This is a genomic window from Thermomonas sp. HDW16 (assembly GCF_011302915.1).
Lineage (GTDB): Bacteria > Pseudomonadota > Gammaproteobacteria > Xanthomonadales > Xanthomonadaceae > Thermomonas.
In genome coordinates this window covers 1,057,236-1,080,811 of record NZ_CP049872.1, presented here as the reverse complement: position 1 = coordinate 1,080,811, position 23,576 = coordinate 1,057,236, and the positions used below count along the sequence as shown (strand labels likewise).

Genomic DNA, 23,576 nt, shown 5'->3' with positions numbered 1-23,576 from the left:
TGAATTCACGCCGAATGACGGCGTTCGCACCGCTGCTACACTCGGCCGCTCGATCATTCCGGAAACGACGCATGCCGACGCCGCGCCCGCTCGCCCTTGCCCTGATTCTCGCCCTCGCCGCTGGCATTGCCGCGCCTGATGCGTCTGCCGCAAAGAAGCCGGCGAAAAAGGCCAAGGCGCCTGCGGTTTCGGCGACATGTTCGGATTTCTATGCGGTTGCGAACGCGGACTGGCTGAAGGCCAACCCGATGCCGGAAAGCGGCGCGATCTCCTCACTCGGCCAGCTGACCGCGCGCGCGCAGCAACAGCAGCGCGACCTGTTGGATGCATCGATGGCCTCGCCGCAGGGCAATGTGCAGAAGCTGCTGGGCGATTTCTGGGCCAGCGGCCTGGACGAGGCCGCGGTGGAGCGCGACGGCGCCAATCCGGTCGCGCCGCTACTGAAGCGCATCGACGGCATCCGCAAGACCGGCGACGTGGCCCCAGCAATCGCCGCACTGCACCAGGTCGGCATCCCCGCCTTGTTCAACTTCAGCGCCGATGTCGACCTGCGCGAGCTTGACCGCCACCTCGGCTACTTCGCACAGGGCGGCCTGGGCCTGCCCGACCCCGCCTATTACACACGCAGCGACGCCGACACCCGGGCACTGGTGGCGCGCTATGCCGACTACATCCGCAAGATCCTGACCCTGACCGGCGTGCAGGCCAAGGATCTGGAGCGCGAGACCGCATTGGTGCTCGATCTTGAAAAGCGCATCGCCACCAGCGCACGTCCGCTGGTCGAACTGCGCGATCCGCGCGCCAACTTCGCACCGGTGGCGACCGCCGGCCTGGGCAAGCAGTACAAGAACCTGCAGCTGGATGCGTTCCTGAAAGTGCAGGGCGTCAACGACGACACCGTGTCGATCGCCAATCCTGCGATGTTCGCCCAACTCGATGCGCTGGTCGGCGGCCTCAAGCCCGCACAGTGGAAGACCTACCTGCGCTGGCGGGTGGGCGATGCGATGGCGCCCTACCTGGCCAAGCCATGGCGGGATGCGTCGTTCGACTTCCGCGGCAAGGTGCTGGGCGGCGAGACCGCGCCCGCACCGCGCTGGCAGCAGGTGCTGGATGCGATCAACCTGGCCGCCGGCCCGATGCTGGGCCGCGAATATGCGGCACGCTACCTGCCCGGGGCGACCAAGCAACAAGCCGCGAACATCGCCGACCAGGTGCGAGACGCGTTGCTGCGCAACATCGACAACAGCACCTGGATGAACGAAGCGGCGAAGGCGGAAGCGCGCGCCAAGCTCGGCAAGCTGCGCATCGAAGTCGGCACGCCGCGCCGCGACCTGGACTACAGCGTGCAGCCGATGGGCCGCGGCAGCTTCGGCGGCAACATGCTGATCGCCTCGACATGGCGGCATCGCGAGGAAATGAAGCGGATCGGGCGCGGCAACGCCGACCGCCGCTGGGACGTGCTACCGCAGCAGCCGGCGCTGGCCTACGACCTGGCGCAGAACCGCCTGATCGTGACTGCGGCGATGTTGCAGGCGCCGGTGCTCGATGCCGCGATGCCGCTGGCTGCGCAATACGGTGCCTACGGTGCGCTGGTCGGGCATGAACTCAGCCACGCAGTGGATTCTCGTGGCCGCATGGTCGATGCCGGCGGCAACCTGCGCGACTGGTGGAGCAGCACCGAAGCGGCCGCCTGGGATGCGATGGCGCAGCGCGTGGTCGTCCTGTACGACGGGTTCCCCTATCCGCAACTGAAGGGCGTCAAGGTCAACGGCCGCATCACCCGCGACGAGAACATCGCCGATATCGCCGGGTTGGAGTTGGCCCGTGCCGCATTGTTCGCCACGCAACCCAACGGCGGCAGCGAGGCAGGCAAGACCTTCTACCGTGGTTGGGCGCAGGTCTGGGCGCAGCAGGTGACCGCGGACGAAGCGCAGCGCCGTAACCTGCAGGACGTGCGCGCACCGGGGCTGTGGCGCAGCAATGCGCCGATCATGCAGCAGGGCGAATTCGGCACCGCATTCGGCTGCAAGGCCGGCACGCCGATGCAACCCAAGCCGGCGGACCGGGTGAGCATCGCCCACTGATCCGATGCGGCGGGCGCCTATCCGTCCGTGCTACGGAACGATCCGCATCCGCGGTTTCGGCTTGCCGCCGCCGAACGGCGGCTGCCCGCGCCAGTAGCGGATCAGCAGCCAGCCGAACAGCATCCCGCCAAGATGGGCGAAATGGGCCACGCCCGGTTGCCGGCCGGTCAATCCCATGCTCAGTTCGAACAGGCCATAGACGATCACCAGCGTTCGCGCCTTCATCGGGATCGGCGGAAACAACAGCATCACCCGCTGGTTCGGGAACAGCATGCCGTAGGCCAACAACAAGCCGAACACGCCGCCGGAAGCACCGATGGTCGGATATGGCATCGCCCCTTGCGACACTGCGTAAGAACCGACCAGCAACTGGCACAACCCGGCGCCGACCACGCAAACCAGGTAGTAGGTGAGGTAACGACGCTCGCCCCAGGTGTATTCCAGCGGCGCACCGAACATCACCAGTGCCAACATGTTGAAGGCGATATGGAAGATGTTGCCCGAATCGTGCATGAAGCCGTACGTCAGCAACTGCCACGGCATGAACGACGGCACCGCACCCGTTGGATCGTAGACGCCTCCACCCAACGGCCACAGCATGAACGCCAGCAGGCGTCCATCGCCCAGCAACCACTGCAAAACGAAACCGACGATGTTGGCGATCAGCAGGAATTTGGTGATGCGTGGCAGGTTGAACGGCATCCGTGCGCGACCCGTGTTTCGTTGCAGCGCATCATACGCAGGCTTTCAGCGCGGCGACCAGATCGCCGCGTCCAGCGAGTCCTCGCGTGGCATGCGCACGCGACCGTTGCGCACGTCCACGCCTTCGGCACGCAAGCGCTGGCTCTGCTCGGCGAAGCCGGGCGAATCCGCCGGCATCGCGATGCGCCCGTCCGAACGCAGGATGCGGTGCCACGGCAAGCTGCGGTCGTCGTTCTGGCTCAGCACCCGCGCCACCAACCGCGCGCGTCCGGGCAAGCCGGCGCGTTGCGCGATCATTCCGTAGCCGGCCACCTGCCCGCGTGGCACCGCGCGGATCGCGGCCAGGATCGCATCGGCAGCGGAGGGCTTGGGCGCGGGAGGTTTCGGCATCCGGGTTAGCATAGTCGCTTCCCCCGACATGTCCGCCGCGCAGCTTATGAACAACTTCGAACAGATCCGCAGCCACCTGCTCGCCTCCGGCTACAAGTTGACCCTGCTGGAGCCCTTCGTGCTGTGCGTGGAACTGTCGCTGGCGCAAGGCAAGCGCCACCAGGCGATCTTCCTGTCGGAAATGCAGGACGACGACAATCGCAATTTCCTGCGCGTCAGCACCGCGATCGCGCCGACCACCGGCTTGGACGCACGTCGTGCACTGGCCTTCAACTGGGGAAGCCGGGTGGGCTACCTGGCGATCGGCGAACTCGACGGCGTGCCCTACCTGCAATTGTGCGAGAACCGCCCCTACGACTGCCTGGACGCCGCCGAGATCGACCGCTTGGTGCTCGAAATCGGCGGAACCGGCGACGAGATGGAACGACGCATGTCAGCAGGCGGCGATTTGCTCTGAACGCAGCCGGATATTCCCCGAAACGAAAAGGCCCGCTGACGCGGGCCTTTTCGTTTCGCAACGATCCAACCACTCAGCTCCAGCCCAGTGCCTCGGCCAGCCGCAACAAGCCGTAGGCGATCCCGCCCGCAGCCGGGATGGTGAGGATCCATGCCCAGACGATGCGCTCGATCACGGTGAACTTGAGCTTGCGCGGGTTCTTGCCGAAGCCCACGCCCATGATCGCGGTGGAGATGCTGTGGGTGGTCGAGACCGGCATGCCGAAGCTGGACGCGGTGACCAGGATGGTGGCTGACGCAGTTTCGGCGGCGAAACCGTCGATCGGCTGCAGCTTGACCATCTTGTGTCCCAACGTCTTGATGATCCGCCAACCACCCATCGCGGTACCGGCCGCCATCACCAGCGCGCAGGTGGCGATGATCCAGGCATCGATATCGTCCTTGCCGCCGCCCGGGTGGATGAACTGCAGCCACGTCGGCAGGTTGTCCAGGGTGCCAGCTTCCTGCGCAGTGAAGATCGCCAGGGCGATGATGCCCATGGTCTTCTGCGCATCCTGCTTGCCGTGGGCGAACCCCATGTAACCGGCGGAGAAGATCTGCGCCTTGCCGAAGAAGGCGTTGACCCAGCGCGGCCGCGCCATCCGCGCCAGCGTGCCCCCGGCCTTGCCCATCGCCCAGATGATCGCGTACAGCAACCCCAGGATCAGCACGCCCAGGGTGAAACCGGCGATCGGTGAACTGACCATCGGCACCGCCACCTTCCACAACAGGCCCTTGTTGGTCGTCCAGCCGGCATCGCCCAGCTTCGACCAGATCAATGCATGCCAGTTGTTGTGCGAGGCGGCCAGCGCCGCGCCGCACAGGCCGCCAATCAGCGCGTGCGAGGATGAGGACGGCAGGCCCAGCCACCAGGTGATCAGGTTCCAGGTGATGCCGCCGGCCAGCGCGCAGATCAGCACCTGCGAAGTCACCGTGACCACTTCGGTGTCGATCAGGCCGGACGAAATGGTCTTGGCCACCGCGGTGCCGGCAAAGGCACCGACCAGGTTCATCGAGGCCGCCAGCATCACCGCTTGCCCGGGCGACAGCACCTTGGTCGCGACCACGGTGGCGATGGAGTTGGCGGTGTCGTGGAACCCGTTGATGAACTCGAAGATGAGCGCGAACAGGATCACCAGCAGCAACAGGGTCAGCATCTTGCGTCTCCGGTCGCCGGATCAGGAATTCTTCAGCACGATCTCGTAGGCCACCACGCCCGCCTCGCGGCAGCGGTCGATGGCCTTTTCCATGATCTCGAAGAACTCCTTGAGGAGGAACATCTCGCCGGCATCGAGATTGCCGGAATAGATCTCGCGGTGCAGTTCCAGGATCAGCCGGTCGGCTTCCATCTCGATCACCCGCAAGCGGTCGTTCAGCGCCTTCATCGGCTCCAGGCGCAGGCTGTGCAGCTCGCGCACCATCTCCACCACCACGCCGGCGGCCTGCTCCAGCATGGCCGCGCGCGGGGCGAAATCGATGCCGGTCAGCCGGTGCTGGGCCAGCGCGTAGCGATCGGCGAAGCGTTCGACCTGCTTTGGGATCTTGTACAACGCGGAACCCAACGCCTCAATGTCCTCGCGTTCGAACGGCGTGATGAAGCTGTCCAGCAACGCCTGGCTGATCTTGTCGCTGGCCACGCGTTCGCGCTGGCGGGCGTGCTTGAACGGCTCCATCGACGGCTGCCGCTCGCGATCCCTCAGCATCGCGTGCAGGGCCTTGGTGCTGTCGTAGGCGGCATCGGCCGCTTCGTTGAACAGGGCATAGAACTGCTTGCCCTGGCCGAAAATGGTCTGCAACGAAAACATGGCGGCCTGCCGGTCGGGTGACGTAGGGGCGGAATTATGACCGCTCGATGACCATTTGCGCAGCTGGCGCGCATTTCCGCCCTGCTATCATCCTGACGCGCCTCGGCGCATGCCATGGACGAATCCCCCCGACCACCGCCGTTGACCCACCGTTCCCGCCACCGGGCCGCGCCGGCTTGGCACGCCAACCCCCTTGCCCAGAAGGCCGCCCGCTTCCATGGCTGAGTTGCTGGTGGTTGCCGCCCTGATCGTGCTCAACGCCTTTTTCGCGATCTCGGAAATGGCGCTGATGACCTCGCGCAAGCTGCGCCTGAAGCAGCTGGCCGAAGACCCGGACAACCCCAGCCGCGGCGCGCGCAAGGCGCTGGCGCTGGCCGAGCACCCGGACAACCTGCTGTCGACCGTGCAAGTCGGCATCACCCTGATCACCATCCTGACCGGTGTGCTGGGCGGCGATGCCCTGGGCGACAAGATCGCGACCTGGCTGGAACGCACCTGGTCCGCCCTGGGCCAATACGCGCATCCGATCGGCATCGGCACCGCGGTGGCGCTGATCACCGCCTGTTCGGTGATCTTCGGCGAACTCATCCCCAAGCGGCTGGCGCTGACCAACCCGGAGGCGATCGCCAGCCGGGTGGCGATCCCGCTGGATGCGTTGTCGCGGGCGGCGAAACCCATCGTGTTCGTGCTGGGCGCGATCAACCGCGGCGTGCTGCGCATGCTGGGCATCCGCAACGATGCGCGCAGCGCGATCACCGAAGAGGAGATCCACCTGCTGGTGAGCGAAAGCCACGAGCAGGGCGTGATCGACCTGGACGAGCGCAACATGATGAACCGGGTGATGCGCCTGGGCGACCGCACCGCGGCCAGCATGATGACCCCGCGCACCGACATCACCTGGCTGGACGCGGCCGCCGGCTTCCAGGAGAACATGGACGCGATGCGCGAAACCCCGTTCTCGCGCTATCCGGTCTATCGCGGCGACGACAGCGACGTGATGGGCATCCTGGAGGTCAAGCACCTGCTCGACCAGCTCGAACTGCGCCAGCCCGACCTGTTCCGCGAACTGCGCAAGCCGCTGTTCGTGTCGGATTCCACCCACGCGCTGAAACTGCTGGAAATCCTCCGCGAGGAACAGCAATCGCTGGCGTTGGTGGTCGACGAATACGGCGATATCCAGGGCCTGGTCACCATCAGCGACGTGATGGGCGTGGTGCTCGGCCGCCTGCAGGCGGGCGAAGAGCACGACGAGGAAGCATTGGTGGTCGAACGCCACGACGGTTCGCTGCTGGTCGATGGCGGCCTGCACATCGACGAATTGCGCGAACTCACCGGCGAGCGCCTGCCGGACAGCGAAGAGCACGACTATCACACCGCCGCCGGACTGGTGATTGCCCATTTCGGTCGTATTCCGCATGTCGGCGAGCATTTTCAGCTGGGCCTGTGGCGGGTGGAAGTAGTGGACCTGGACGGGCCCCGGATCGACAAGCTGCTGCTGCAGCGCATGCCCGACGCCCGGGGCGGCGCCGATGACGACGACGCCTGAGCCGGCCGGCAACGGCGCACGCAAGTCGCGCGAAGCCGGCACCCGCGCGATCCTGGACGCATTGCTCGATGGCGACCGCGAGCAGACACTCGACTTCAATGCATTGATGGCCGGGCTGGGCCGGCGCGCGTTCGGCATGTTGCTGTTCGTCGCCACGCTGCCGGCATTCATCCCGATACCGATCGGCGGCGCGCTCAGCGGCCCACTGGTGGTGTTGATCGCCGCGCAATTGCTGGTCGGCCTGCGCCGGCCGTGGCTGCCGCGGTTCATCGCCACCCGTGGTCCGAAGCGGCAGGCACTGGCGCGTTTCGAGCGCATCGTCGATCCGTGGTTGCGACGGCTGGAACGCGTGGTGCGCCCGCGCCTCCCCGCGATCCTCGATTACCGCATCGCCTCGGCGTTCACCGGGTTGCTCCTGCTGTTGCTCGGCATATTGCTGTCGCTGCCGATCCCGTTCACCAACTACCTGCTCGGCGCGATCATCCTGGTCTATGCGCTGGCGTTGCTGGAACGCGATGGCCTGCTGATGCTGGCGGCCTGGGGTATCGGCCTGGTTGCGTTGACCACCACCGGCGCGCTGTCGGGCGGATTGATCGCGCTGGTCCAGCCCTGGATCGACCGACTTTTCTAGGCAGGACGCAAGCGCGCCGGCACCCGCTCAGCCGAGCAGTTTGACGAACTCGGCGGCCGGAACCGGGTGGCCCAGCCAGTAACCCTGCACCAGGTCGCAATCGCGCTCGCGCAGCAGGTCGTACTGGCCCTGCTTTTCCACGCCCTCGGCGACAACAACGATTCCCATCGAATGCGCCATCGCGATGATCGCGCTGGTCAACGCAAGGTCGTCCGGATCACGCAACAGGTCGGTGATGAAGCTGCGGTCGATCTTCAGGCCGTCGACCTGCACGCGGCGCAAGTGGCTCAGGCTGGAATAGCCGGTGCCGAAATCGTCCAGCCAGACCCGTACACCGGCATCGCGCAGGCGGGCCAGCAAGGCGGTGGCGTTGGCTTCGTCGCTGATCACCGCCGTCTCGGTGAGTTCCACGTGCAGGCGTTCCGGTGCCAATGCCGCCTCCTGCAGCGCGCTGCCGATCTGCTGCACCAGGTCGGTACTGCGCAACTGCCGCGAGGAGACATTGACCGATACGAACGGCGGCTCGCCGGCGCCGTCTGGCGTGCGCCAGCGCGCAGCTTCCTGGCAGGCGGCACGCATGACTTCCGGGCCGATCGATTCGATCAGGCCGCTCTGCTCCGCCACCTCGATGAACACCGCCGGCGAGATCGCGCCATCCTCCGGATGGTTCCAGCGCAGCAATGCTTCGGCGCCGACCAGCACGCGGTCGCGGGTGCGGTAAATCGGCTGGTAGGCCAGGCTGAGTTCACCACGACCCCAGGCGCCGCGCAGTTCGTGTTCCATCCGCATCCGCCGTTCCACCGCCTGATCCATGGTGCGGCTGTAGAAGCGGTAGCAGTTCTTGCCGGCCACCTTGGCCTGGTACATCGCGATGTCGCCGTTCTTCATCAGCAGCGAAGCGCTCTCCGCGTCGTCCGGGAACAGCGCCACGCCGACCGACGAGCCCAGGAACACCTGGCGGCCATGCAGGATCAATGGCTCACCGAGATCGGCCACCAGCACCTTCGCCAGTTGGGTGACCATGTCGCGCACGTCGCCATTCGGCTCGTCGTCGCTGGACTGCAGCAGGATCACGAATTCGTCGCCACCGAAACGCGCCACCATCGCATCGGCGCCTTCGATCGACTTCACCGCACGGTCGATGCGCCCCGCGACCTGCAGCAGCACTTCATCGCCCGCCTCATGTCCGAGCGTGTCGTTGACCCGTTTGAAATCGTCGAGGTCGGCGAACAGCAAGGCCAGCTGCCGGCCCGCGCCCTGCAACGAACGCAAACGCTGGTCGAGCGATTCGCGGAACGCCAGTCGGTTCGACAAGCCGGTCAGCGCATCGCTGTAGGCCACGCGGCGGATGTCGCGGTCGTGCTTGGCCACGCTTTCGCGCATGCGGTCGAAGGTGCGTACCAGATCGCCGAGTTCGTCGTCGCGCTCGGTCTGCGGCACCGGTAGCGAGAAGTTGCCCACTTCGATCTCGCGCGCGGCATCGCCGAGCTGCTTGATCGGCCGCACAAGCACCCGCTGCACCAGCACCGCCGCCGCCAGGCCCACCCCGCCCAGCGCCACGCAAAGCAGCAGCAACCAGACGAAATTGCGGCGCCCAACCTCGTCGATGCGTCCGCGCAGGCCGCGCATGGCCAGGTCTTCGGCGCGCGCCATGCCCGCCATCGAATAGCCGATGCGCACGCCGCCGAGCCGCTGGTCGCCAACCAGGATCGGGCTGGACACGTCCAGCACCTGTCCGACCGCACGCGTATGCGGGCCGTTGGCGGCAATCACTTCCTTCGCCAGCGCATCGCCCATCGGCTGCCCGTAGGCGGCGATGTCGCCGGAGCCGTCGTGCAGGATGCGGCCCTGCGGGTCGTAGACCAGCACATATTCGACGTCGGATTCGCGCAACGCCGCGCGCGCCAGCGTGCCGATCGCGTCCAGGTCGAAGTAATACAAGGGGTTGGTCAACGCCTCGGCGAGTTGGCGCACTTCCGCCTCGCCGTCCACGCGTACCTGTTCCGACAACAGGCCGTGCATCGCTTGCCGGGTCACGTCGCTGACTTCATGCTGGCTGGCCTGCTGGCGCTGCCACAGCAGCAGCATCACCATCACCACGATCGCGAGCAGGCCGATGATCGCGGCGATGAACCGCGATTGCAGGCCAAGCCGTGGCCGCTTCACTCGACCTCCAGACGCACGCGCGCCACGCCGTTGCCCAGCTTGTCGAGCGCGATGCGGTCTTCACTGCTGACCGGGACGAAGCGCGAGGTGCCGATGAAACGGCGCAGCACTTCGCCCGCGTCGGGATCCGTGGAGGCCTCCATCAGCACTTCGCGCAGGCGTGCCTCGACCTTCGGGTCCATGCCGTTGCGCATCAGCATCAGCGCGCGCGGCACGTCGTCGGTCGCCGCCACGATGCGGAAGTCCTGCGCGAACGAGGGCGGCATGCGCTGCGGATTGGCCCAATCGAGGTTGCTGAAGACGCCGGCATCGACCAGGCGCTTGTGCACCCAGGTGGTGATGTTGAGTTCGGTACGCGCGAACAAGTAACCCACCGCGCCCGGCGCCGGCTTGTCCATCGGCGACAGCAACACTTCCAGCTTCATGCCCGCATCGAGCAACTTCGCCGCCGGCAGGTAGTAGGCACTGGTCGAATACGGATTCTGGAAGGCGACGCTGCGCCCGGCCAGGTCGGCCAGCGTGCGCACCGGGCTGTCGCGGCGGACGAAAAACACGCTGTGGTAGCGGGTGGCGCCGTCGCGTTCGGTGACAAGGAAGGAACGGGCCACGCCGCGACGTTCGAGCAGGGCGGCATTGCCGGCGGTTTCGTTGATCCAGTCGACCTGGCCGCGGCGCAGGTAACTGGTCATCTGCTGCAGGTCCTTGGCCATCAGGATGCGGCCGCTGCGGATGCCCACATTGGCCATGCGCGGCACGACGTATTCGAGCAGCGGCTTGAGCTGGTCGTAATGGGATTTCGGATCATCGCTGACCCGGCCAAGCACCAGCACGCTGGCATCGTCTTCTACCGATTGTGCCGGCAGGGTGTCCTGCGCCGGAGCCGATGGCAGCCACCCCGCCAACAGACAGGCCAACAGCATCCGCAGGCTTCGCTTCGAGAAGAAGGACAATGTGATGGACTTCCCAGATCCCCGTGCGGAGCCTACCCGATTTTTCACGTTGCGGAACCCGCCTGCCCGGCCAATCGCGCCATGCGTTGGGTATCCGCTAGGACGCCGCGCAACAGACGCACGTCGGCGCTATCCAGATTGGCGCGCAGGTACAACCGGCGCAACTTGCGCATGGCGGATTCCGGCGCGCGGCCCTTGTGGAAATCGATCTGCTCCAGTGCCTCGCCCAACTGGGCGAAGAACCCCTCCAGTTCCGCATGGCTGGCCACGCCTTCAACCGGGGGAGCGGTACGCACCGCAGCAGACGCCTCTGCCACTGCATCGCCCAGCAGTGAGCAACGCAGTTCGTAGCTGAGCACCTGCACTGCGGCGGCCAGGTTCAAGGAACTGAACGCCGGATCGGACGGAATGTGCACTGCTGCATGGCAGAGCTGCAGCTCCTCATTGGTCAGGCCCGTCCGTTCGCGCCCGAACACCAAGGCCACCGGACCGCTAGTGGTAGCAGCGACGGCCCGTTGCGCCGCATCCCGCGGGTGCAGGGGCTCGAGCTGGATGCGGCGATTGCGCGCGGTGGCGCCCAATACCCAGCGGCAATCGGCCACCGCTTCGGCCAGTGTGGCGAACACCGGCGCGGTCTCCACCAGGTCGTCGGCGCCTGCGGCCATCGCATGGGTATCGCGATCCGGCGCCTTTTCCGGCGCCACCAGCACCAATCGGGACAAACCCATGGTCTTCATCGCCCGCGCCGCCGAGCCAATATTGCCGGGGTGCTGGGTGCCCACCAGGACGATGCGCAGGTTGTTTGCAGCGGATTCGAGCCGAGTCTCCATCCGCGAATGGTAAACTGCGCGCCCCGGCCCCCGCGCCGGGTTCGCTCTTTACCCCCGTTGCCGTCGTGCTCCAGAACAGCACACCTCATCACTTACGAGGCGCTCCGCCATGCAGAAACCCGTGGTCAATGTCATGGTCAAGGCAGCCCGCGCGGCCGGTAACGTGCTCCTGCGCGGCATGCACAAGCTTGATGCGATCAACGTGGTCGAGAAAGACCGCATGGACTTCGCCAGCGACATGGACGAAGAGGCGGAGAAAGCCGCGATCAAGGAACTTCGCCGCGCCCACCCGGATTTCGCCATCCTCGGCGAAGAAAGCGGCGTGCAGGGCAAGGGCCATTCGGTCTTCGTGATCGATCCGCTGGACGGCACCAGCAACTACTTGCGCGGTTTCCCCCACTGGTGCGTGTCGATCGCCCTGGTCGAGGGCGGCGAAGTGCAGCACGGGGTGATCTTCGATCCGCTGCGCAACGAGCTGTTCACCGCCAGCCGCGGCAGCGGCGCGGTGCTCAACGACAAGCGCATCCGCGTCTCCGAGCGCAAGGAGCTGGCCGGCGCGGTGCTGGCCACCGGCTTCCCGCCGCGCGAGCGCGAACGCGCACCGGCGCAACTGGAATGTATCCGCGAACTGCTGCGCGATGCCGAGGACATCCGCCGCACCGGCTCCGCCGCGCTCGACCTGGCTTACGTGGCCTGCGGACGCGCCGACGGTTATTTCGAAGCCGGGGTGAAGCCTTGGGACATCGCCGCCGGCGTGCTGCTGGTGCGCGAAGCCGGCGGTCGCGTCTGCGATTTCCGTGGTGCCGCCACCGGCCCGCTGGATGCACGTGGCCTGGTGGGCCGTCAACTGGTCGCCGGCAACCTCAAGCTCAGCGATGCCCTGCAGAAAAGCATCGTGCAGTCCGGTTACGCTGCGGCGTTCAAGTAAACCGCGACTGCCGGCCAACAAAAAACCCGCGCGATGCGCGGGTTTTTTGTTGGCCGGCATGCTCCGCCGTCAGGGACGACGCGCCAGCGCTTCCTCGTCGCGCGCCTTCGGCATCAGGTCCTGCTTGGTGACCTTCAGGAAGCCCATGGTCAGCAACGGGCAGGCCACGAAGATCGAGGACACCGTACCGATCACGATGCCGATCATCTGCGATTCGGCCATGCCGCGCAGCGAATCGCCGCCGTAGATGTACAGCGCCAGCACGGTCAGGAAGGCCACGAACGAGGTGATCACCGTACGCGACAGCGTCTGGTTGACCGACTTGTTCAGCACCGTCACCGGGTCGGCGCGCATGCCGCGGAAATTCTCGCGGACGCGGTCGAACACCACGATGGTGTCGTTGATCGAGAAGCCCATCACCGACAGGATGCCCGCCAGCACGTTGAGGTCGAACTCGTGCCCGCTGAGTGCGAACCAGCCGGCGCAGATCAACACGTCGTGCAAGGTGGTGATGATCGCCGCCACCGCGAACTTCTTCTCGAAGCGCAGCGAGATATAGCCCAGGAAGCCGATGATCACGAATAGCACCGCGTAGACGCCCTTCAACGCCAGGTCCTTGCCGACCTGCGCGCTGATCACCGAGCTGCTGCGCTTCTCGGCCGGGTTGCCTGCCAGCGACGCCGCCTTCGCCACCGCATCGCCGATGCTGCTCGCCTTGTCAGCGTCGCCTTCCTGCTTGCCCTCGGCCTGCAGGCGTACCAGCAAGTCGTTGCCAGCGCCGAAGTTCTGCACCTGCGCGCCGTGGAAACCGGCGGCGTCGAGCTGCTCGCGCACCCTGTCCACGTCCGGCGTCTTGTCGTAACGCAACTCCACGCCGATGCCGCCGGTGAAGTCCAGCGAGAAGTTGAAGCCGCGGACGGCCATGCCTCCCAACGCCACCACCATCAGCAGGAAAGCCACCGACAGCGAGATCCAGCGCAAGCGCATGAAATCGATATTGCTGTCGTACGGGAACACATTGAACGGTTTCATCTTGCGTGCTCCTTAGATCGCAACCGACTTCAGCTTGCGCTTGCCGCCATAGATCAGCGTGGCGATGCCGCGCGAAACCGAGACCGCGGTATAGGCCGAGGTCGCGATGCCGAGCATCGTGGTGATGCCGAAGCCACGCAGCGGGCCGGTACCGAACGCCGCCATCGCAAGGCCAGCCAGGAACGCGGTGACGTTGGCGTCCAAGATCGTGCCCGAGGCACGGTCGTAGCCTTCGGCGATGGCCTTCTGCGGCGGCAGTCCCAACCGCAACTCCTCGCGTATTCGTTCGTTGATCAGCACGTTGGCGTCCACCGACATACCCACGGTCAGCGCGATGCCGGCAAGGCCGGGCAGGCTCATGGTCGCCCCCAGCACCGACATCAGCGCGAACACCATCAACAGGTTGATCAGCAGCGCAAGGCAGGTGATCAGGCCGAACATCCGGTAGTAGACCAGGAAGAACAGCAGGGCGAACCCGAACGACGCTGCGACTGCGGTCAGGCCGCGCTGGATATTTTCTTTGCCCAGGCTCGGGCCGATGGTGCGTTCGTCGATGAAATCCATCGGCGCCGCCAGCGCACCGGCACGCAGCAGCAGTGCCAGGTCGGAGGCTTCCTTCATGCTGTCCAGGCCGGTGGTCTGGAATTCCTTGCCCAACGTGCTCTGGATAACGGCGACCGAGATCACCTGCTCGCTGGTGCGGGTGCTCCGCACTTCCTTGCCATCGACCATCTTCACTTCGGGGACGCGCTCGATGTAGACCACCGCCATCCGCTTGCCGACGTGTTCGCTGGAATAATCGAACATGCGCTGGCCGCCGATGTTGTTCAAGCGCACGCGCACCGCCGGTGTGCCGCTCTGCGAGTCGAAGAACGCGGACGCGGTCTGCAATTGCTCACCCGAGGTGATCACGCGCTTGTTGAGCAGCACCGGCAGCGGCTTGCCATCCGGGCCGATGTCCTTGCTGTCGTATAGCTTCGCTTCCGGCGGGATGTTGCCGGAGTCGCGCGCCTCGATGGCATTGCCATCGATCACGCCGCGATATTCCAGGGTCGCGGTGGCGCCCAGGATGCGCTTGGCCTGCGCGGTGTCCTGTACGCCCGGCAGCTGCACCGCCACCCGATCCGCGCCCTGGCGCTGGATGATCGGCTCGGCCACGCCGAGTTCGTTGATGCGGTTGCTCAGGGTGCCGATGTTCTGCTGCACCGCATCGGTCAGGATCTTGTCCAGCTCGGCCTGCGGGATGCGTACCGTGATGGTCTCGCCGACCGCATCGACCTGGTAGGTCGGCATGTCGCGGCTGATCAATTGGCGCGCCTTGGCGTTGTCCTGCCCGATGCCAAGCTTGGCCACCACGCTGCCGCCGCCCATCGACTCCACCGAGGTATAGCGGATGCGGTTATCGCGCAGCGTGCTGCGGATGTCTTCGGCGGTGGCCTCGAATTGCTTGGACAGCGCCGCCTGCCGATCCACCTGCATCAGGAAATACACGCCGCCGCGCAAATCGAGGCCCAGCGACATCGACTTGGCGCCGACCGCCTGCATCCAGCCCGGTACGGTGGACGCCTGATTGAGTGCGGTTACGTAACTGCTGCCAAGCTCGTCGCGGATCACTTCCGCGGCCTTCGACTGGGCGTCGTCGCTGCTGGTGCGCACCAGCAGGTTGCCGTCCTTCTCGATAGCGCTGGACTTGAACGGCACCGCGGCCTTCTTCAGCGCCGCATCCACCCGTTGCTGCAGGACGGCATCGACCTTGGCGCCGCGGTTTGCGGTGACCTGCACGGCGGGATCCTGCGGGAATGCGTTGGGTACGGCGTACAGCACGCTCAGTGCCAGCACCAGCAGGATGATCAGGTATTTCCAGCGGGAATATTCAAGCATCGCAAAACCCCGCGCACGGCCACTGGCCGGCGCTTGCTTACGTCAATGGATGGATCAGGCCGACTTCAACGTGCCTTTCGGCAACACGTTGGCAATGGCGCCCTTCTGCAGGCGCACCTGCACGCCAGCGGCGATCTCGACGGTGATGAAGCTGTCGCCGATGTCGGTCACGGTGCCGGCGATGCCGCCATTGGTGATCACTTCGTCGCCCTTGCCGAGCTTGTCCAGCATGGCCCGGTGTTCCTTCTGGCGCTTCATCTGCGGACGGATCATCAGGAAGTACATGATCGCGATCAGGATGATCGGGAACAGCAGGGTGGACATCATGCTGGGGGCGGCGGCAGCGCCGGCGGCCTGGGCATGGGCGACGGGGATCAGGAAGTCGAGCGGGTTCATCGGGAATCCGTTGAGATCTGGCGAGGTAGCCGGGAATTATGCCATGTAGGCCGGAATCCGGCCTTTCAAGCCTTGCGGGCCGCGTAGAAAGACTCGCGGAAGACCGAAAAGGTTCCCGTTTCGATGGCTTGGCGCATTTGTGCCATCAGCCGCTGGTAGTAGCGCAGGTTGTGCAGGGTGCCCAGCATCGGCGCCAGCATTTCATTGCAGCGGTCCAGGTGGCGCAGGTAGCTGCGGCTGAAGCCATTGGCGCAGGAATAGCAGTCGCAACCTTCCTCGATCGGGCGCAGGTCGCGCTCGTACTGGGCGTTGCGGATGCGGATGGTGCCGGTCGAGGTGAAGAAGTGGCCGTTGCGGGCATTGCGGGTCGGCATCACGCAATCGAACATGTCCACCCCGCGCGCCACCGCCTCCACCAGGTCCTCGGGCCGGCCCACGCCCATCAGGTAGCGCGGGCGGTCTTCCGGCAACTGCGGCGCGGTGTGGTCGAGCATGGCGTTGCGCTCGGCCTCGGTCTCGCCCACCGCGAGGCCGCCGATGGCATAGCCGTCGAAACCGATCCCGCGCAGTCCTTCGGCCGAACGCGAGCGCAGGTCATGGTGCACGCCGCCCTGGACGATGCCGAACAGCGCCGCGTCGTTGCCCTCATGCGCTTTCTTCGAACGCGCCGCCCAGCGCAACGACAGCTCCATCGAACGTTCGATCACGCGCTTGTCGACCGGCTTGCCGTCCACCGTCACCGGCGGGCACTCGTCGAAGATCATCACGATGTCGCTGCCCAGCACCTTCTGGATGTGCATGGATTCCTCGGGTCCGAGGAACACTTTGCTGCCATCGGTGGGCGCGGCGAAGGTCACGCCTTCCTCGGTGATCTTGCGGCGATGCGCCAGCGAGAACACCTGGAAACCACCAGAGTCGGTAAGGATCGGCTTGTCCCAGCGAGCGAAGCCATGCAGGCCGCCGTGGGCTTCGATGACATCGAGACCGGGGCGCAGGAACAGATGGAAGGTGTTGCCGAGGATGATCTCCGCACCCAAGTCCTCGACCTGCTCCGGCAGCACGCCCTTGACCGAACCATAGGTGCCGACCGGCATGAATGCCGGGGTTTCGATGGTGCCGCGCGGGAAGGTGATGCGGCCGCGGCGGGCGGCACCGTCGGTTCCCAGCAATTCGAAGTCCATGCGACTCATGCGTGCTCCTGCGGGAACAGCAACATCGCATCGCCATAACTGAAGAAGCGATAGCGTTCGCGCACCGCATGTTCGTAGGCGGCAAACACGCGCTCCCTGCCGGCAAACGCGGAGACCAGCATCAGCAGCGTGCTTTCCGGCAGATGGAAGTTTGTCAGCAGCGCATCGATGCTGCGGATGCGGTAGCCGGGGAAAATGAAGATATTGGTTTCGCCGGCGAACGGGTGCAGTTCACCATCGCCTGCTTCATTCAAATGTGTCGCGCTTTCCAGCGCGCGCAGCACGGTGGTGCCGACCGCGATCACCCGTCCGCCCGCCTCGCGCGTGCGTCGCACCTGCTGCACCAGCTCGGCGCCGACATTGATCCACTCGCTGTGCATGCGGTGCTCGCGGATATCGTCCACCCGCATCGGCTGGAAGGTGCCGGCACCGACGTGCAGGGTGACGTGGCCGAATTCGATGCCACGTTCGCGCAAGGCCGCCAGCAGCGCATCGTCGAAATGCAGGCCGGCGGTCGGCGCGGCAACCGCACCGATTTCACGCGCGAACACCGTCTGGTAGCGCTCGACGTCGTCTGCACCCGGCTCACGCTGGATATACGGCGGCAACGGCAGGCGACCGGCATGCAGCAGCCAGTTTTCCAGCGGTTCCGAGACGTGGAAGCGCAGGTGCCAGAAGCCGGCCGCGTCGCGCGCCAGCACTTCCGCTTCGCCGCCGGCATCCAGCGCGATGCGGCTGCCGATCTGCGGCGGCTTGCTAACGCCCAGTTGCGCGCGCGCTTCGTTGCCTGGCAGCAGGCGTTCGATCAGGAATTCCACCCGTCCGCCGGTCGCCTTGTTGCCAAACAACCTTGCCGGGATCACCCGGGTGTCGTTGAACACCAGCAGGTCGCCGGGCTGCAACAGCGACGGCAGGTCGCGTACGCCGAGATCCGCGAAGGCGGCATCGCCCGACGGCACCAGCAGCAGGCGGCTGGCGGAGCGTTCTGGCAGCGGCGCCTGCGCGATCAGTTCGGCCGGCAACTCGAAATGGAAATCGGACTTCTTCAAGAGAGACGGAACGCAAGCGGGGCGCGCATTGTAGCGGCCCGCCTCAGCGCTCGAACTTGGTGGACAGGATGATCGAGGTGGTGGTGCGCTCCACGCCGTCGATCGCACCGATGGCATCGGTCAGCACGTCCATCTCCCCCACCGAGCCAGCTACCGCCAGCGCGATCAGGTCGAAGCCGCCGCTGATCGAATACAGCACCCGCACTTCCGGCATCGCCTGCAGCGACTTGACCACCGACGGCATCTGCTTGGGCCTCAAGGTGATCAGGATGTGCGCATGGATGCGGCTGCGCGCGTAGTCGTCGTGCACGCGCACGGTGTAGCCCTGGATCACCCCCTGCGCTTCCAGCCGGGCGATGCGGTTCTGCACGGTGGTGCGCGACAGCCCCAGCTTGCGGGCGATATCGGCGGTGGAGGCGCGCGCGTCCTCGCGGAGCACGGCCAGCAGCAGTTCGTCGGCAGGGGTAATTCGCATATCGACGAATCATACCGTCGATTCGCCCGGATTACCCCGTTATTCGGCCGGATCGGGCCTATCGAATGGCGCAGATCCGGCGATAATGCTTGTTTCCGCATTTGTGCCTGCAATCAGGAGGCCGCCATGACCCTGCTCGACACCCTCGCCCCGCTGCGCGCCCACGGCAAGATCCGCACCACCGGCCTGGACGATGCGACCATCCTCGAATTCGCCGCGCGCGACGCGCAACTGGTCGAGGCCATCAATGCCGCCGCCGCCGAGTACGCGCAGATCCGCGCCGAATTCCCCTACCTGCTGGAACTGGACGAAGACGCGCAGCGCGCGGACGTGCAGGCCGGCTTCGTCAATTTCTATTCGCAGGACAACGCCAACCCGTACGTGGCGCTGACCGCGCGCGGCCCGTGGATCGTCACTCTGAAGGGCGCGGTGATCTACGACACCGGCGGCTACGGCATGCTCGGCCTGGGCCATGCGCCGGCCGCCGTGATCGAGGCGATGGCCAAGCCGCAGTCGATGGCCAACATCATGACCCCGAACGTCTCCCAGCTGCGCTTCGCCAACGCGATGCGCAAGGAGATCGGCCAGACCCGCGGCGGCTCGCCCTACGCCGCGTTCCTGTGCCTGAACTCGGGTTCGGAATCGGTCTCGCTTGCGGCGCGCATCGTCGATGCCAACGCCAAGACCATGACCGACGACGGCGCCCGCCACGCCGGCAAGACCATCAAGCGCGTGGTGGTGAAGGGCAGCTTCCACGGCCGCACCGACAAGCCGGCGCTGTATTCGGACTCCACCCGCAAGACCTATGTGCAGTACCTGGCCAGCTATCGCGGCGAAACGTCCGTGATCACGATCCCGCCGTACGATGCCGACGCCCTGCGCAAAGTGTTCGCCGATGCCGACGCCAACGACTGGTTCATCGAGGCGATGTTCCTGGAGCCGGTGATGGGCGAAGGCGACCCGGGTCGCAGCGTACCGGTGGACTTCTACAACCTGGCGCGCGAGCTCACCCGCGGCCACGGCAGCCTGCTGTTGGTCGATTCGATCCAGGCCGGCCTGCGTGCCACCGGCTATCTGTCGATCGTCGATTACCCCGGCTTCGAACAGGCCGAAGCGCCGGACATGGAAACCTATTCCAAGGCGCTCAACGCCGGCCAGTACCCACTGTCGGTACTGGCGGTAACCGAGCCGACTGCCGCCATCTACAAGCGCGGCCTGTACGGCAACACCATGACCGCCAACCCGCGCGCGCTCGACGTGGCCTGCGCGGTACTGGGCGCGATCACCCCGGAACTGCGCAACAACATCCAGCAGCGTGGCACGCAGGTTCTGGAGCTGCTGGAGACGCTGAAGGGCGAACTCGGCGGCCGCATTACCAAGGTACAGGGCACCGGCCTGCTGTTCTCCTGCGAACTGGCCGCCGGCTACAAGGGCTACGGCACCGGCTCCACCGAGGAATGGATGCGCGAACAGGGCATCGGCGTGATCCACGGTGGCGAGAACTCGCTGCGCTTCACCCCGCATTTCGCGGTGAACGAAGACGAGCTGAAGCTGGTGGTGGCGATGGTCAAGCGCGCCCTGCTGGAAGGCCCGCGCGTGGAGCAAGCCGCCGCGGCCTGATTTCCTCCATCGGGTTGCAACGAACAGGGCGGCAATCGGCTGCCCTGTTCTGTTTTGGGGCCCGGCTGCGCTAGCCTGCACGGATGAAGACCGTCGAAGTCCAGCATCCCCTCATCCGGCACAAGCTCGGCAAGCTGCGCGATATCGGCACCGATCCGGTGCTGTTCCGCCAACTGGCCGGCGAAATCGCCGCGATGCTCGCCTACGAGGCTACCCGCGACATGCCGGTGGAAACCCGCAGCGTGCAGACCTGGGCCGGGCCATTGGATGTGGCACACGTGCGCGGCGAGAAAGTCACGCTGGTGCCGATCCTGCGCGCGGGCCTCGGCTTCCTGCCCGGCGTGCAGGCAATGCTGCCGTCCGCCGCGGTCAGCGTGATCGGCCTGCGCCGCAACGAGACCACGCACCAACCGGAAACCTATTACGAGCGGCTGGCCGACAACATGGGCGAACGCACAGCGATGCTGATCGACCCGATGCTGGCCACCGGCGGCAGCGCACTCGCGGCGATCGACATGCTCAAGGCTGCCGGCTGCAAGCAGGTCAAATGCCTGTTCCTGGTCGCCGCGCCGGAAGGCCTGGCCGCGCTTGAAGCCGCGCATCCGGACATCGAGGTCTACGTGGCCGCGATCGACGAGCGCCTCAACGAAGACGCCTACATCCTGCCCGGTCTGGGAGATGCCGGCGACCGGCTGTTCGGCACGCCGGTGGACTGATTCGCAGCATGCTCAAGGCGAGCGTGGCGGGCATTCGCTACGCGGCTCGAAATGCCGCTGCGCGAACACCCGCCACACTCGCCTTTCGACCCATCGCTGCCTGGCCGTCCTTGCCAGGAAACATCAAGCCACCAATGCGCGCGCATGCAACTCCGCGTGCTCGTGAGTGGTGCCGAACCTGCCTTTCTCATCGCGGGTGACCTGCGCCAGCGCACAGCCCGGATCGTGGGTAAAGAACAGATGCACGTTGCGCGCCAGCTTGTCGTCCAGGAACACGCGTTTCTCGTCGATCAGCAGTTCCGCGTTGCGGTCGTAACCCATGGTGATCGGCACATGCACCCATGGTCGACCCGGGATCAGGTCCGCGCAGAACACCACGCCGCCATGCGCCTCGCCATCGACAATTTCGGGGCCGACGATCTCTGCCAACATCAGTCCCGGCGTGTGCCCATCGCTATGGTGAAAACGCACACTGTTGCCCAAGGCCTGCGACCAATCGCCATCGACCAACTCCAGTCGCCCACTGGCCTCCAGCAAACCGGGTAGTTCGGCGATAAAGCTGGCGCGATCGCGCGGATGCGGATCGCGCGCCCGCTGCCAATGCTGCGCACCGACGACGAAAGTGGCATTCGGGAAGAGCAATCGTGCCGCCGCGCCTTCTTCCCATGCCGCGAGCAAGCCGCCGGCATGGTCGAAGTGCAGATGCGAGAGCACTACCACGTCGATGTCTTCATGCTCGAAACCCGCCGCGCGCAGCGACTCGAGTAGCACGTGCTGCGGCTCCTGCACGCCGTAACGTTCGCGAAGCTTGGGTTCGAAGAACGCGCCGATCCCGGTCTCGAACAACACGGTCTTGCCATTCAGCGGGCTGGCCAACAAGGCACGGCAGGCCAGGTCGATGCGGTTTTCATCATCCACGCTGGCCCATCGCTCCCACAACGCCTTCGGCGCATTGCCGAACATCGCGCCGCCATCGAGTTTCTGCGAGTTGCCTAGGATCGACCAGAGTTTCATGAGGCGAGTCCATGTTTCGTTGCGTTATGGCGAGGCGACCTCGGCCTTGCCGACGGGATTGCGCGGGTCGTTGCCGGCGCTGAGCGTGTTGCTGCGCTTGTCCCAGAGCACGGTATTCATATTGCCCCAGGCATCGCTGGAACGGCGCCCGTCGTTTTCCTCGCCCGGCACCGTCAGCTGATGACCCATGGCCCGCAACGCGGCGATCACATCCTTCGGCAGCGCATCGCGCTCGATGCCGATCGTGTCCGGCCACCATTGATGATGGTAACGCGGTAGCGCGGCGACCTGTGGCGCATCGAGGCCATCCGCATAGCCCAGCATGCCCAGCAGGACCATGGTGATGATGCGGGTGCCGCCTGGCGTACCGATCACCACATCCTTGTCTGCATTCGACATGAAGCTGGGCGTCATCGAGCTGAGCATGCGCTTGCCGGGCTTCGGCGCGTTCGCTTCGTAACCCATGACGCCGAACGCGTTCGGCGTACCCGGCTTGAGCGCGAAATCGTCCATCTCGTTGTTCAACAGCACGCCGGTACCGGGCGGGATCAGCCCTGAACCGAACAGCAGGTTCACCGTCTGCGTCACCGCCGCGCGGTTGCCTTCGCCGTCGATGATCGAGAAATGCGTGGTTTCCTCGTCCTCAAGCGGGGTTGGATCGCCGGACAGCAGGGCACTTGGCGTGGCCTTGGACGGATGGATAGTCGCGCGCAAGCCGGCGGCATAATCGGGATCCATCAGGGTCTTGACCGGGATCTTCACGAAGTCCGGATCGCCCAGGTAGAAGGTGCGGTCGCGGAAGGCGCGACGCATGGCCTCGACAACCAGGTGCACGCGCTGCGCCTGCGGCAGCTTCTGCAAGTCCCACGGCTCGAGGATCTGCAGCATTTCCGCCAGCGCAATGCCGCCCGATGATGGCGGCGGCGCGGTCACGATCTCCCAGCCGTCGTATTCGAAACGCAGCGGTTCGCGTTCCTTGACCCGGTAGCCGGCCAGTTCTGCCGCCGTCCAGCGCCCGCCTTCGCGGTTCACGCCGGCGATCAAGCGCTTGGCAGTGACGCCACGATAGAACCCGTCGAAACCCTTCGCAGCCAACCGCTCCAGCGTGACGGCCAGCTCCGGCTGACGGAACAGATCGCCTTCCATCGGCGCCTCGCCATTGCGCAGGAAAACTTCGCGGGTGCCGGGGTAGCGCTCCATCACCTCGCGGCGTTCGGCATAACCGCGCGCGAAACGACCGTAGACCGGAAAGCCGTCGCGGGCGATGCGGATCGCAGGTTGCAGCGTCTTCGACAGCGGCAATCGGCCGTAGCGTTCGGCCACATGCACCAGCGCAGCCGGCAAGCCGGGAATGCCGGCCGACCACGGCCCGTTCTCGGCGCGGTCGCGGTCGAGATCGCCGTTCTTGTCGAGGTAGGCTTGCGACGTAGCGGCGGCCGGCGCGGTCTCGCGCGCATCGATGAACACGTCGCGCCCGGTTTTCGCGTCGTGCAACAGGAAGAAGCCGCCGCCGCCGAGGCCGGAACTGATCGGCTCCACCACCGACAGCACGGACGAGACCGTCACCGCGGCGTCGAACGCATTGCCGCCCTGCTTTAGGGTTTCGATGCCGGCATCCGTGGCCAGCGCATGCGCCGATGCGACTGCCGCGCCCGGCGGGTGCTGCGGCGAAACCT

21 protein-coding genes and 1 pseudogene are annotated in these 23,576 nt (G+C 65.8%); 7 read left to right on the top strand and 15 right to left on the bottom strand.

Translation table 11 applies throughout. The features are described 5' to 3' along the window. Positions 1-71: 71 nt before the first annotated feature. Entirely contained in the window at positions 72-2,084 is a 2,013-nt protein-coding gene (locus tag G7079_RS04930) for a M13 family metallopeptidase (protein ID WP_166056120.1), read from the top strand. A gap of 30 nt (positions 2,085-2,114) precedes the next feature. Here the strand turns inward: G7079_RS04930 and G7079_RS04925 are convergent, their stop codons facing one another. Both G7079_RS04925 and G7079_RS04920 read right to left on the bottom strand, forming a co-directional pair. After that, complete coding sequence (locus G7079_RS04925) at positions 2,115-2,786, bottom strand: rhomboid family intramembrane serine protease (RefSeq protein ID WP_166056118.1); 672 nt, start codon at positions 2,784-2,786, stop codon at positions 2,115-2,117. 45 nt (positions 2,787-2,831) lie between these two features. Beyond that, positions 2,832-3,176, bottom strand: coding sequence for an MGMT family protein (locus tag G7079_RS04920; protein ID WP_166056116.1), 345 nt, complete (start codon positions 3,174-3,176; stop codon positions 2,832-2,834). Positions 3,177-3,222: 46 nt separating this feature from the next. Here G7079_RS04920 and G7079_RS04915 point away from each other — a divergent pair, with 46 nt between their 5' ends. Continuing rightward, complete coding sequence (locus G7079_RS04915) at positions 3,223-3,633, top strand: hypothetical protein (RefSeq protein ID WP_166056114.1); 411 nt, start codon at positions 3,223-3,225, stop codon at positions 3,631-3,633. 73 nt (positions 3,634-3,706) lie between these two features. On the opposite strand, the gene G7079_RS04910 is transcribed toward G7079_RS04915, so the two are convergent. After that, the gene (locus G7079_RS04910; protein ID WP_166056112.1) at positions 3,707-4,828 is read right to left on the bottom strand and encodes an inorganic phosphate transporter; all 1,122 of its coding nucleotides are present in this window, start codon (positions 4,826-4,828) and stop codon (positions 3,707-3,709) included. A gap of 21 nt (positions 4,829-4,849) precedes the next feature. After that, positions 4,850-5,476, bottom strand: a complete 627-nt coding sequence (locus tag G7079_RS04905; RefSeq protein WP_166056109.1) for a pit accessory protein — start codon at positions 5,474-5,476, stop codon at positions 4,850-4,852. A 217-nt stretch (positions 5,477-5,693) separates the two neighbouring features. Here G7079_RS04905 and G7079_RS04900 point away from each other — a divergent pair, with 217 nt between their 5' ends. Together G7079_RS04900 and G7079_RS04895 are read left to right on the top strand one after the other, a co-directional pair. Continuing rightward, positions 5,694-7,022: a hemolysin family protein gene (locus tag G7079_RS04900; protein ID WP_166056107.1), complete on the top strand. Its 1,329-nt coding sequence runs from the start codon at positions 5,694-5,696 to the stop codon at positions 7,020-7,022. After that, positions 7,006-7,653, top strand: coding sequence for an exopolysaccharide biosynthesis protein (locus G7079_RS04895; protein ID WP_166056106.1), 648 nt, complete (start codon positions 7,006-7,008; stop codon positions 7,651-7,653). Before G7079_RS04900 ends, G7079_RS04895 begins: the two co-directional genes overlap by 17 nt. Before the next feature lie 27 nt (positions 7,654-7,680). On the opposite strand, the gene G7079_RS04890 is transcribed toward G7079_RS04895, so the two are convergent. The 3 genes from G7079_RS04890 to G7079_RS04880 all read right to left on the bottom strand — a co-directional run bounded on the left by G7079_RS04890 (position 7,681) and on the right by G7079_RS04880 (position 11,599). Continuing rightward, on the bottom strand, positions 7,681-9,819 hold the full coding sequence (locus G7079_RS04890) for an EAL domain-containing protein (protein ID WP_166056103.1): 2,139 nt from the start codon (positions 9,817-9,819) through the stop codon (positions 7,681-7,683). After that, entirely contained in the window at positions 9,816-10,739 is a 924-nt protein-coding gene (locus G7079_RS04885) for a phosphate/phosphite/phosphonate ABC transporter substrate-binding protein (RefSeq protein WP_166056101.1), read from the bottom strand. The genes G7079_RS04890 and G7079_RS04885 overlap by 4 nt, the downstream gene beginning before the upstream one ends. Positions 10,740-10,813: 74 nt before the next feature. After that, positions 10,814-11,599 (bottom strand): RNA methyltransferase, encoded by a 786-nt coding sequence (locus G7079_RS04880; RefSeq protein ID WP_166056099.1) that lies wholly within the window; start codon positions 11,597-11,599, stop codon positions 10,814-10,816. 109 nt (positions 11,600-11,708) lie between these two features. Here G7079_RS04880 and G7079_RS04875 point away from each other — a divergent pair, with 109 nt between their 5' ends. Further along, positions 11,709-12,527, top strand: coding sequence for an inositol monophosphatase family protein (locus G7079_RS04875; RefSeq protein WP_166056098.1), 819 nt, complete (start codon positions 11,709-11,711; stop codon positions 12,525-12,527). Positions 12,528-12,596: 69 nt separating this feature from the next. On the opposite strand, the gene secF is transcribed toward G7079_RS04875, so the two are convergent. The 6 genes from secF to G7079_RS04845 all read right to left on the bottom strand — a co-directional run bounded on the left by secF (position 12,597) and on the right by G7079_RS04845 (position 18,550). Beyond that, positions 12,597-13,559, bottom strand: a complete 963-nt coding sequence (gene secF / locus G7079_RS04870) for a protein translocase subunit SecF (protein WP_166056096.1) — start codon at positions 13,557-13,559, stop codon at positions 12,597-12,599. Positions 13,560-13,571: 12 nt separating this feature from the next. Further along, positions 13,572-15,440, bottom strand: coding sequence for a protein translocase subunit SecD (gene secD / locus G7079_RS04865; protein WP_166056094.1), 1,869 nt, complete (start codon positions 15,438-15,440; stop codon positions 13,572-13,574). Between the two features lie 54 nt (positions 15,441-15,494). Then, entirely contained in the window at positions 15,495-15,836 is a 342-nt protein-coding gene (gene yajC, locus G7079_RS04860; protein WP_166056093.1) for a preprotein translocase subunit YajC, read from the bottom strand. A 65-nt stretch (positions 15,837-15,901) separates the two neighbouring features. After that, positions 15,902-17,026: a tRNA guanosine(34) transglycosylase Tgt gene (tgt, locus tag G7079_RS04855; protein WP_166056091.1), complete on the bottom strand. Its 1,125-nt coding sequence runs from the start codon at positions 17,024-17,026 to the stop codon at positions 15,902-15,904. Then, a complete protein-coding gene (gene queA / locus G7079_RS04850) occupies positions 17,023-18,075 on the bottom strand; it encodes a tRNA preQ1(34) S-adenosylmethionine ribosyltransferase-isomerase QueA (protein ID WP_240906243.1) in 1,053 nt (350 codons plus the stop codon). Before queA ends, tgt begins: the two co-directional genes overlap by 4 nt. Positions 18,076-18,118: 43 nt before the next feature. After that, positions 18,119-18,550: an Lrp/AsnC family transcriptional regulator gene (locus tag G7079_RS04845; RefSeq protein WP_166056088.1), complete on the bottom strand. Its 432-nt coding sequence runs from the start codon at positions 18,548-18,550 to the stop codon at positions 18,119-18,121. A gap of 126 nt (positions 18,551-18,676) precedes the next feature. Here G7079_RS04845 and G7079_RS04840 point away from each other — a divergent pair, with 126 nt between their 5' ends. Together G7079_RS04840 and upp are read left to right on the top strand one after the other, a co-directional pair. Beyond that, a complete protein-coding gene (locus G7079_RS04840; RefSeq protein ID WP_166056086.1) occupies positions 18,677-20,170 on the top strand; it encodes an aminotransferase class III-fold pyridoxal phosphate-dependent enzyme in 1,494 nt (497 codons plus the stop codon). A gap of 83 nt (positions 20,171-20,253) precedes the next feature. Further along, entirely contained in the window at positions 20,254-20,886 is a 633-nt protein-coding gene (gene upp, locus G7079_RS04835) for a uracil phosphoribosyltransferase (RefSeq protein WP_166056084.1), read from the top strand. Positions 20,887-21,009: 123 nt separating this feature from the next. Here the strand turns inward: upp and G7079_RS04830 are convergent, their stop codons facing one another. After that, on the bottom strand, positions 21,010-21,900 hold the full coding sequence (locus tag G7079_RS04830; RefSeq protein WP_166056082.1) for an MBL fold metallo-hydrolase: 891 nt from the start codon (positions 21,898-21,900) through the stop codon (positions 21,010-21,012). A gap of 24 nt (positions 21,901-21,924) precedes the next feature. Next, positions 21,925-23,562, bottom strand: a pseudogene (gene ggt / locus G7079_RS04825) (gamma-glutamyltransferase); the annotation flags it as partial. Positions 23,563-23,576 lie beyond the last annotated feature (14 nt).

Bases quoted from the DNA above. Each gene is read 5' to 3' on its own strand.
- G7079_RS04930 (WP_166056120.1), top strand. From the start codon at position 72: ATGCCGACGCCGCGCCCGCTCGCCCTTGCCCTGATTCTCGCCCTCGCC.
- G7079_RS04925 (WP_166056118.1), bottom strand. From the start codon at position 2,786: ATGCCGTTCAACCTGCCACGCATCACCAAATTCCTGCTGATCGCCAAC.
- G7079_RS04920 (WP_166056116.1), bottom strand. From the start codon at position 3,176: ATGCCGAAACCTCCCGCGCCCAAGCCCTCCGCTGCCGATGCGATCCTG.
- G7079_RS04915 (WP_166056114.1), top strand. From the start codon at position 3,223: ATGAACAACTTCGAACAGATCCGCAGCCACCTGCTCGCCTCCGGCTAC.
- G7079_RS04910 (WP_166056112.1), bottom strand. From the start codon at position 4,828: ATGCTGACCCTGTTGCTGCTGGTGATCCTGTTCGCGCTCATCTTCGAG.
- G7079_RS04905 (WP_166056109.1), bottom strand. From the start codon at position 5,476: ATGTTTTCGTTGCAGACCATTTTCGGCCAGGGCAAGCAGTTCTATGCC.
- G7079_RS04900 (WP_166056107.1), top strand. From the start codon at position 5,694: ATGGCTGAGTTGCTGGTGGTTGCCGCCCTGATCGTGCTCAACGCCTTT.
- G7079_RS04895 (WP_166056106.1), top strand. From the start codon at position 7,006: ATGACGACGACGCCTGAGCCGGCCGGCAACGGCGCACGCAAGTCGCGC.
- G7079_RS04885 (WP_166056101.1), bottom strand. From the start codon at position 10,739: ATGCTGTTGGCCTGTCTGTTGGCGGGGTGGCTGCCATCGGCTCCGGCG.
- G7079_RS04880 (WP_166056099.1), bottom strand. From the start codon at position 11,599: ATGGAGACTCGGCTCGAATCCGCTGCAAACAACCTGCGCATCGTCCTG.
- G7079_RS04875 (WP_166056098.1), top strand. From the start codon at position 11,709: ATGCAGAAACCCGTGGTCAATGTCATGGTCAAGGCAGCCCGCGCGGCC.
- secF (WP_166056096.1), bottom strand. From the start codon at position 13,559: ATGAAACCGTTCAATGTGTTCCCGTACGACAGCAATATCGATTTCATG.
- secD (WP_166056094.1), bottom strand. From the start codon at position 15,440: ATGCTTGAATATTCCCGCTGGAAATACCTGATCATCCTGCTGGTGCTG.
- yajC (WP_166056093.1), bottom strand. From the start codon at position 15,836: ATGAACCCGCTCGACTTCCTGATCCCCGTCGCCCATGCCCAGGCCGCC.
- tgt (WP_166056091.1), bottom strand. From the start codon at position 17,026: ATGAGTCGCATGGACTTCGAATTGCTGGGAACCGACGGTGCCGCCCGC.
- G7079_RS04845 (WP_166056088.1), bottom strand. From the start codon at position 18,550: ATGCGAATTACCCCTGCCGACGAACTGCTGCTGGCCGTGCTCCGCGAG.
- G7079_RS04840 (WP_166056086.1), top strand. From the start codon at position 18,677: ATGACCCTGCTCGACACCCTCGCCCCGCTGCGCGCCCACGGCAAGATC.
- upp (WP_166056084.1), top strand. From the start codon at position 20,254: ATGAAGACCGTCGAAGTCCAGCATCCCCTCATCCGGCACAAGCTCGGC.
- G7079_RS04830 (WP_166056082.1), bottom strand. From the start codon at position 21,900: ATGAAACTCTGGTCGATCCTAGGCAACTCGCAGAAACTCGATGGCGGC.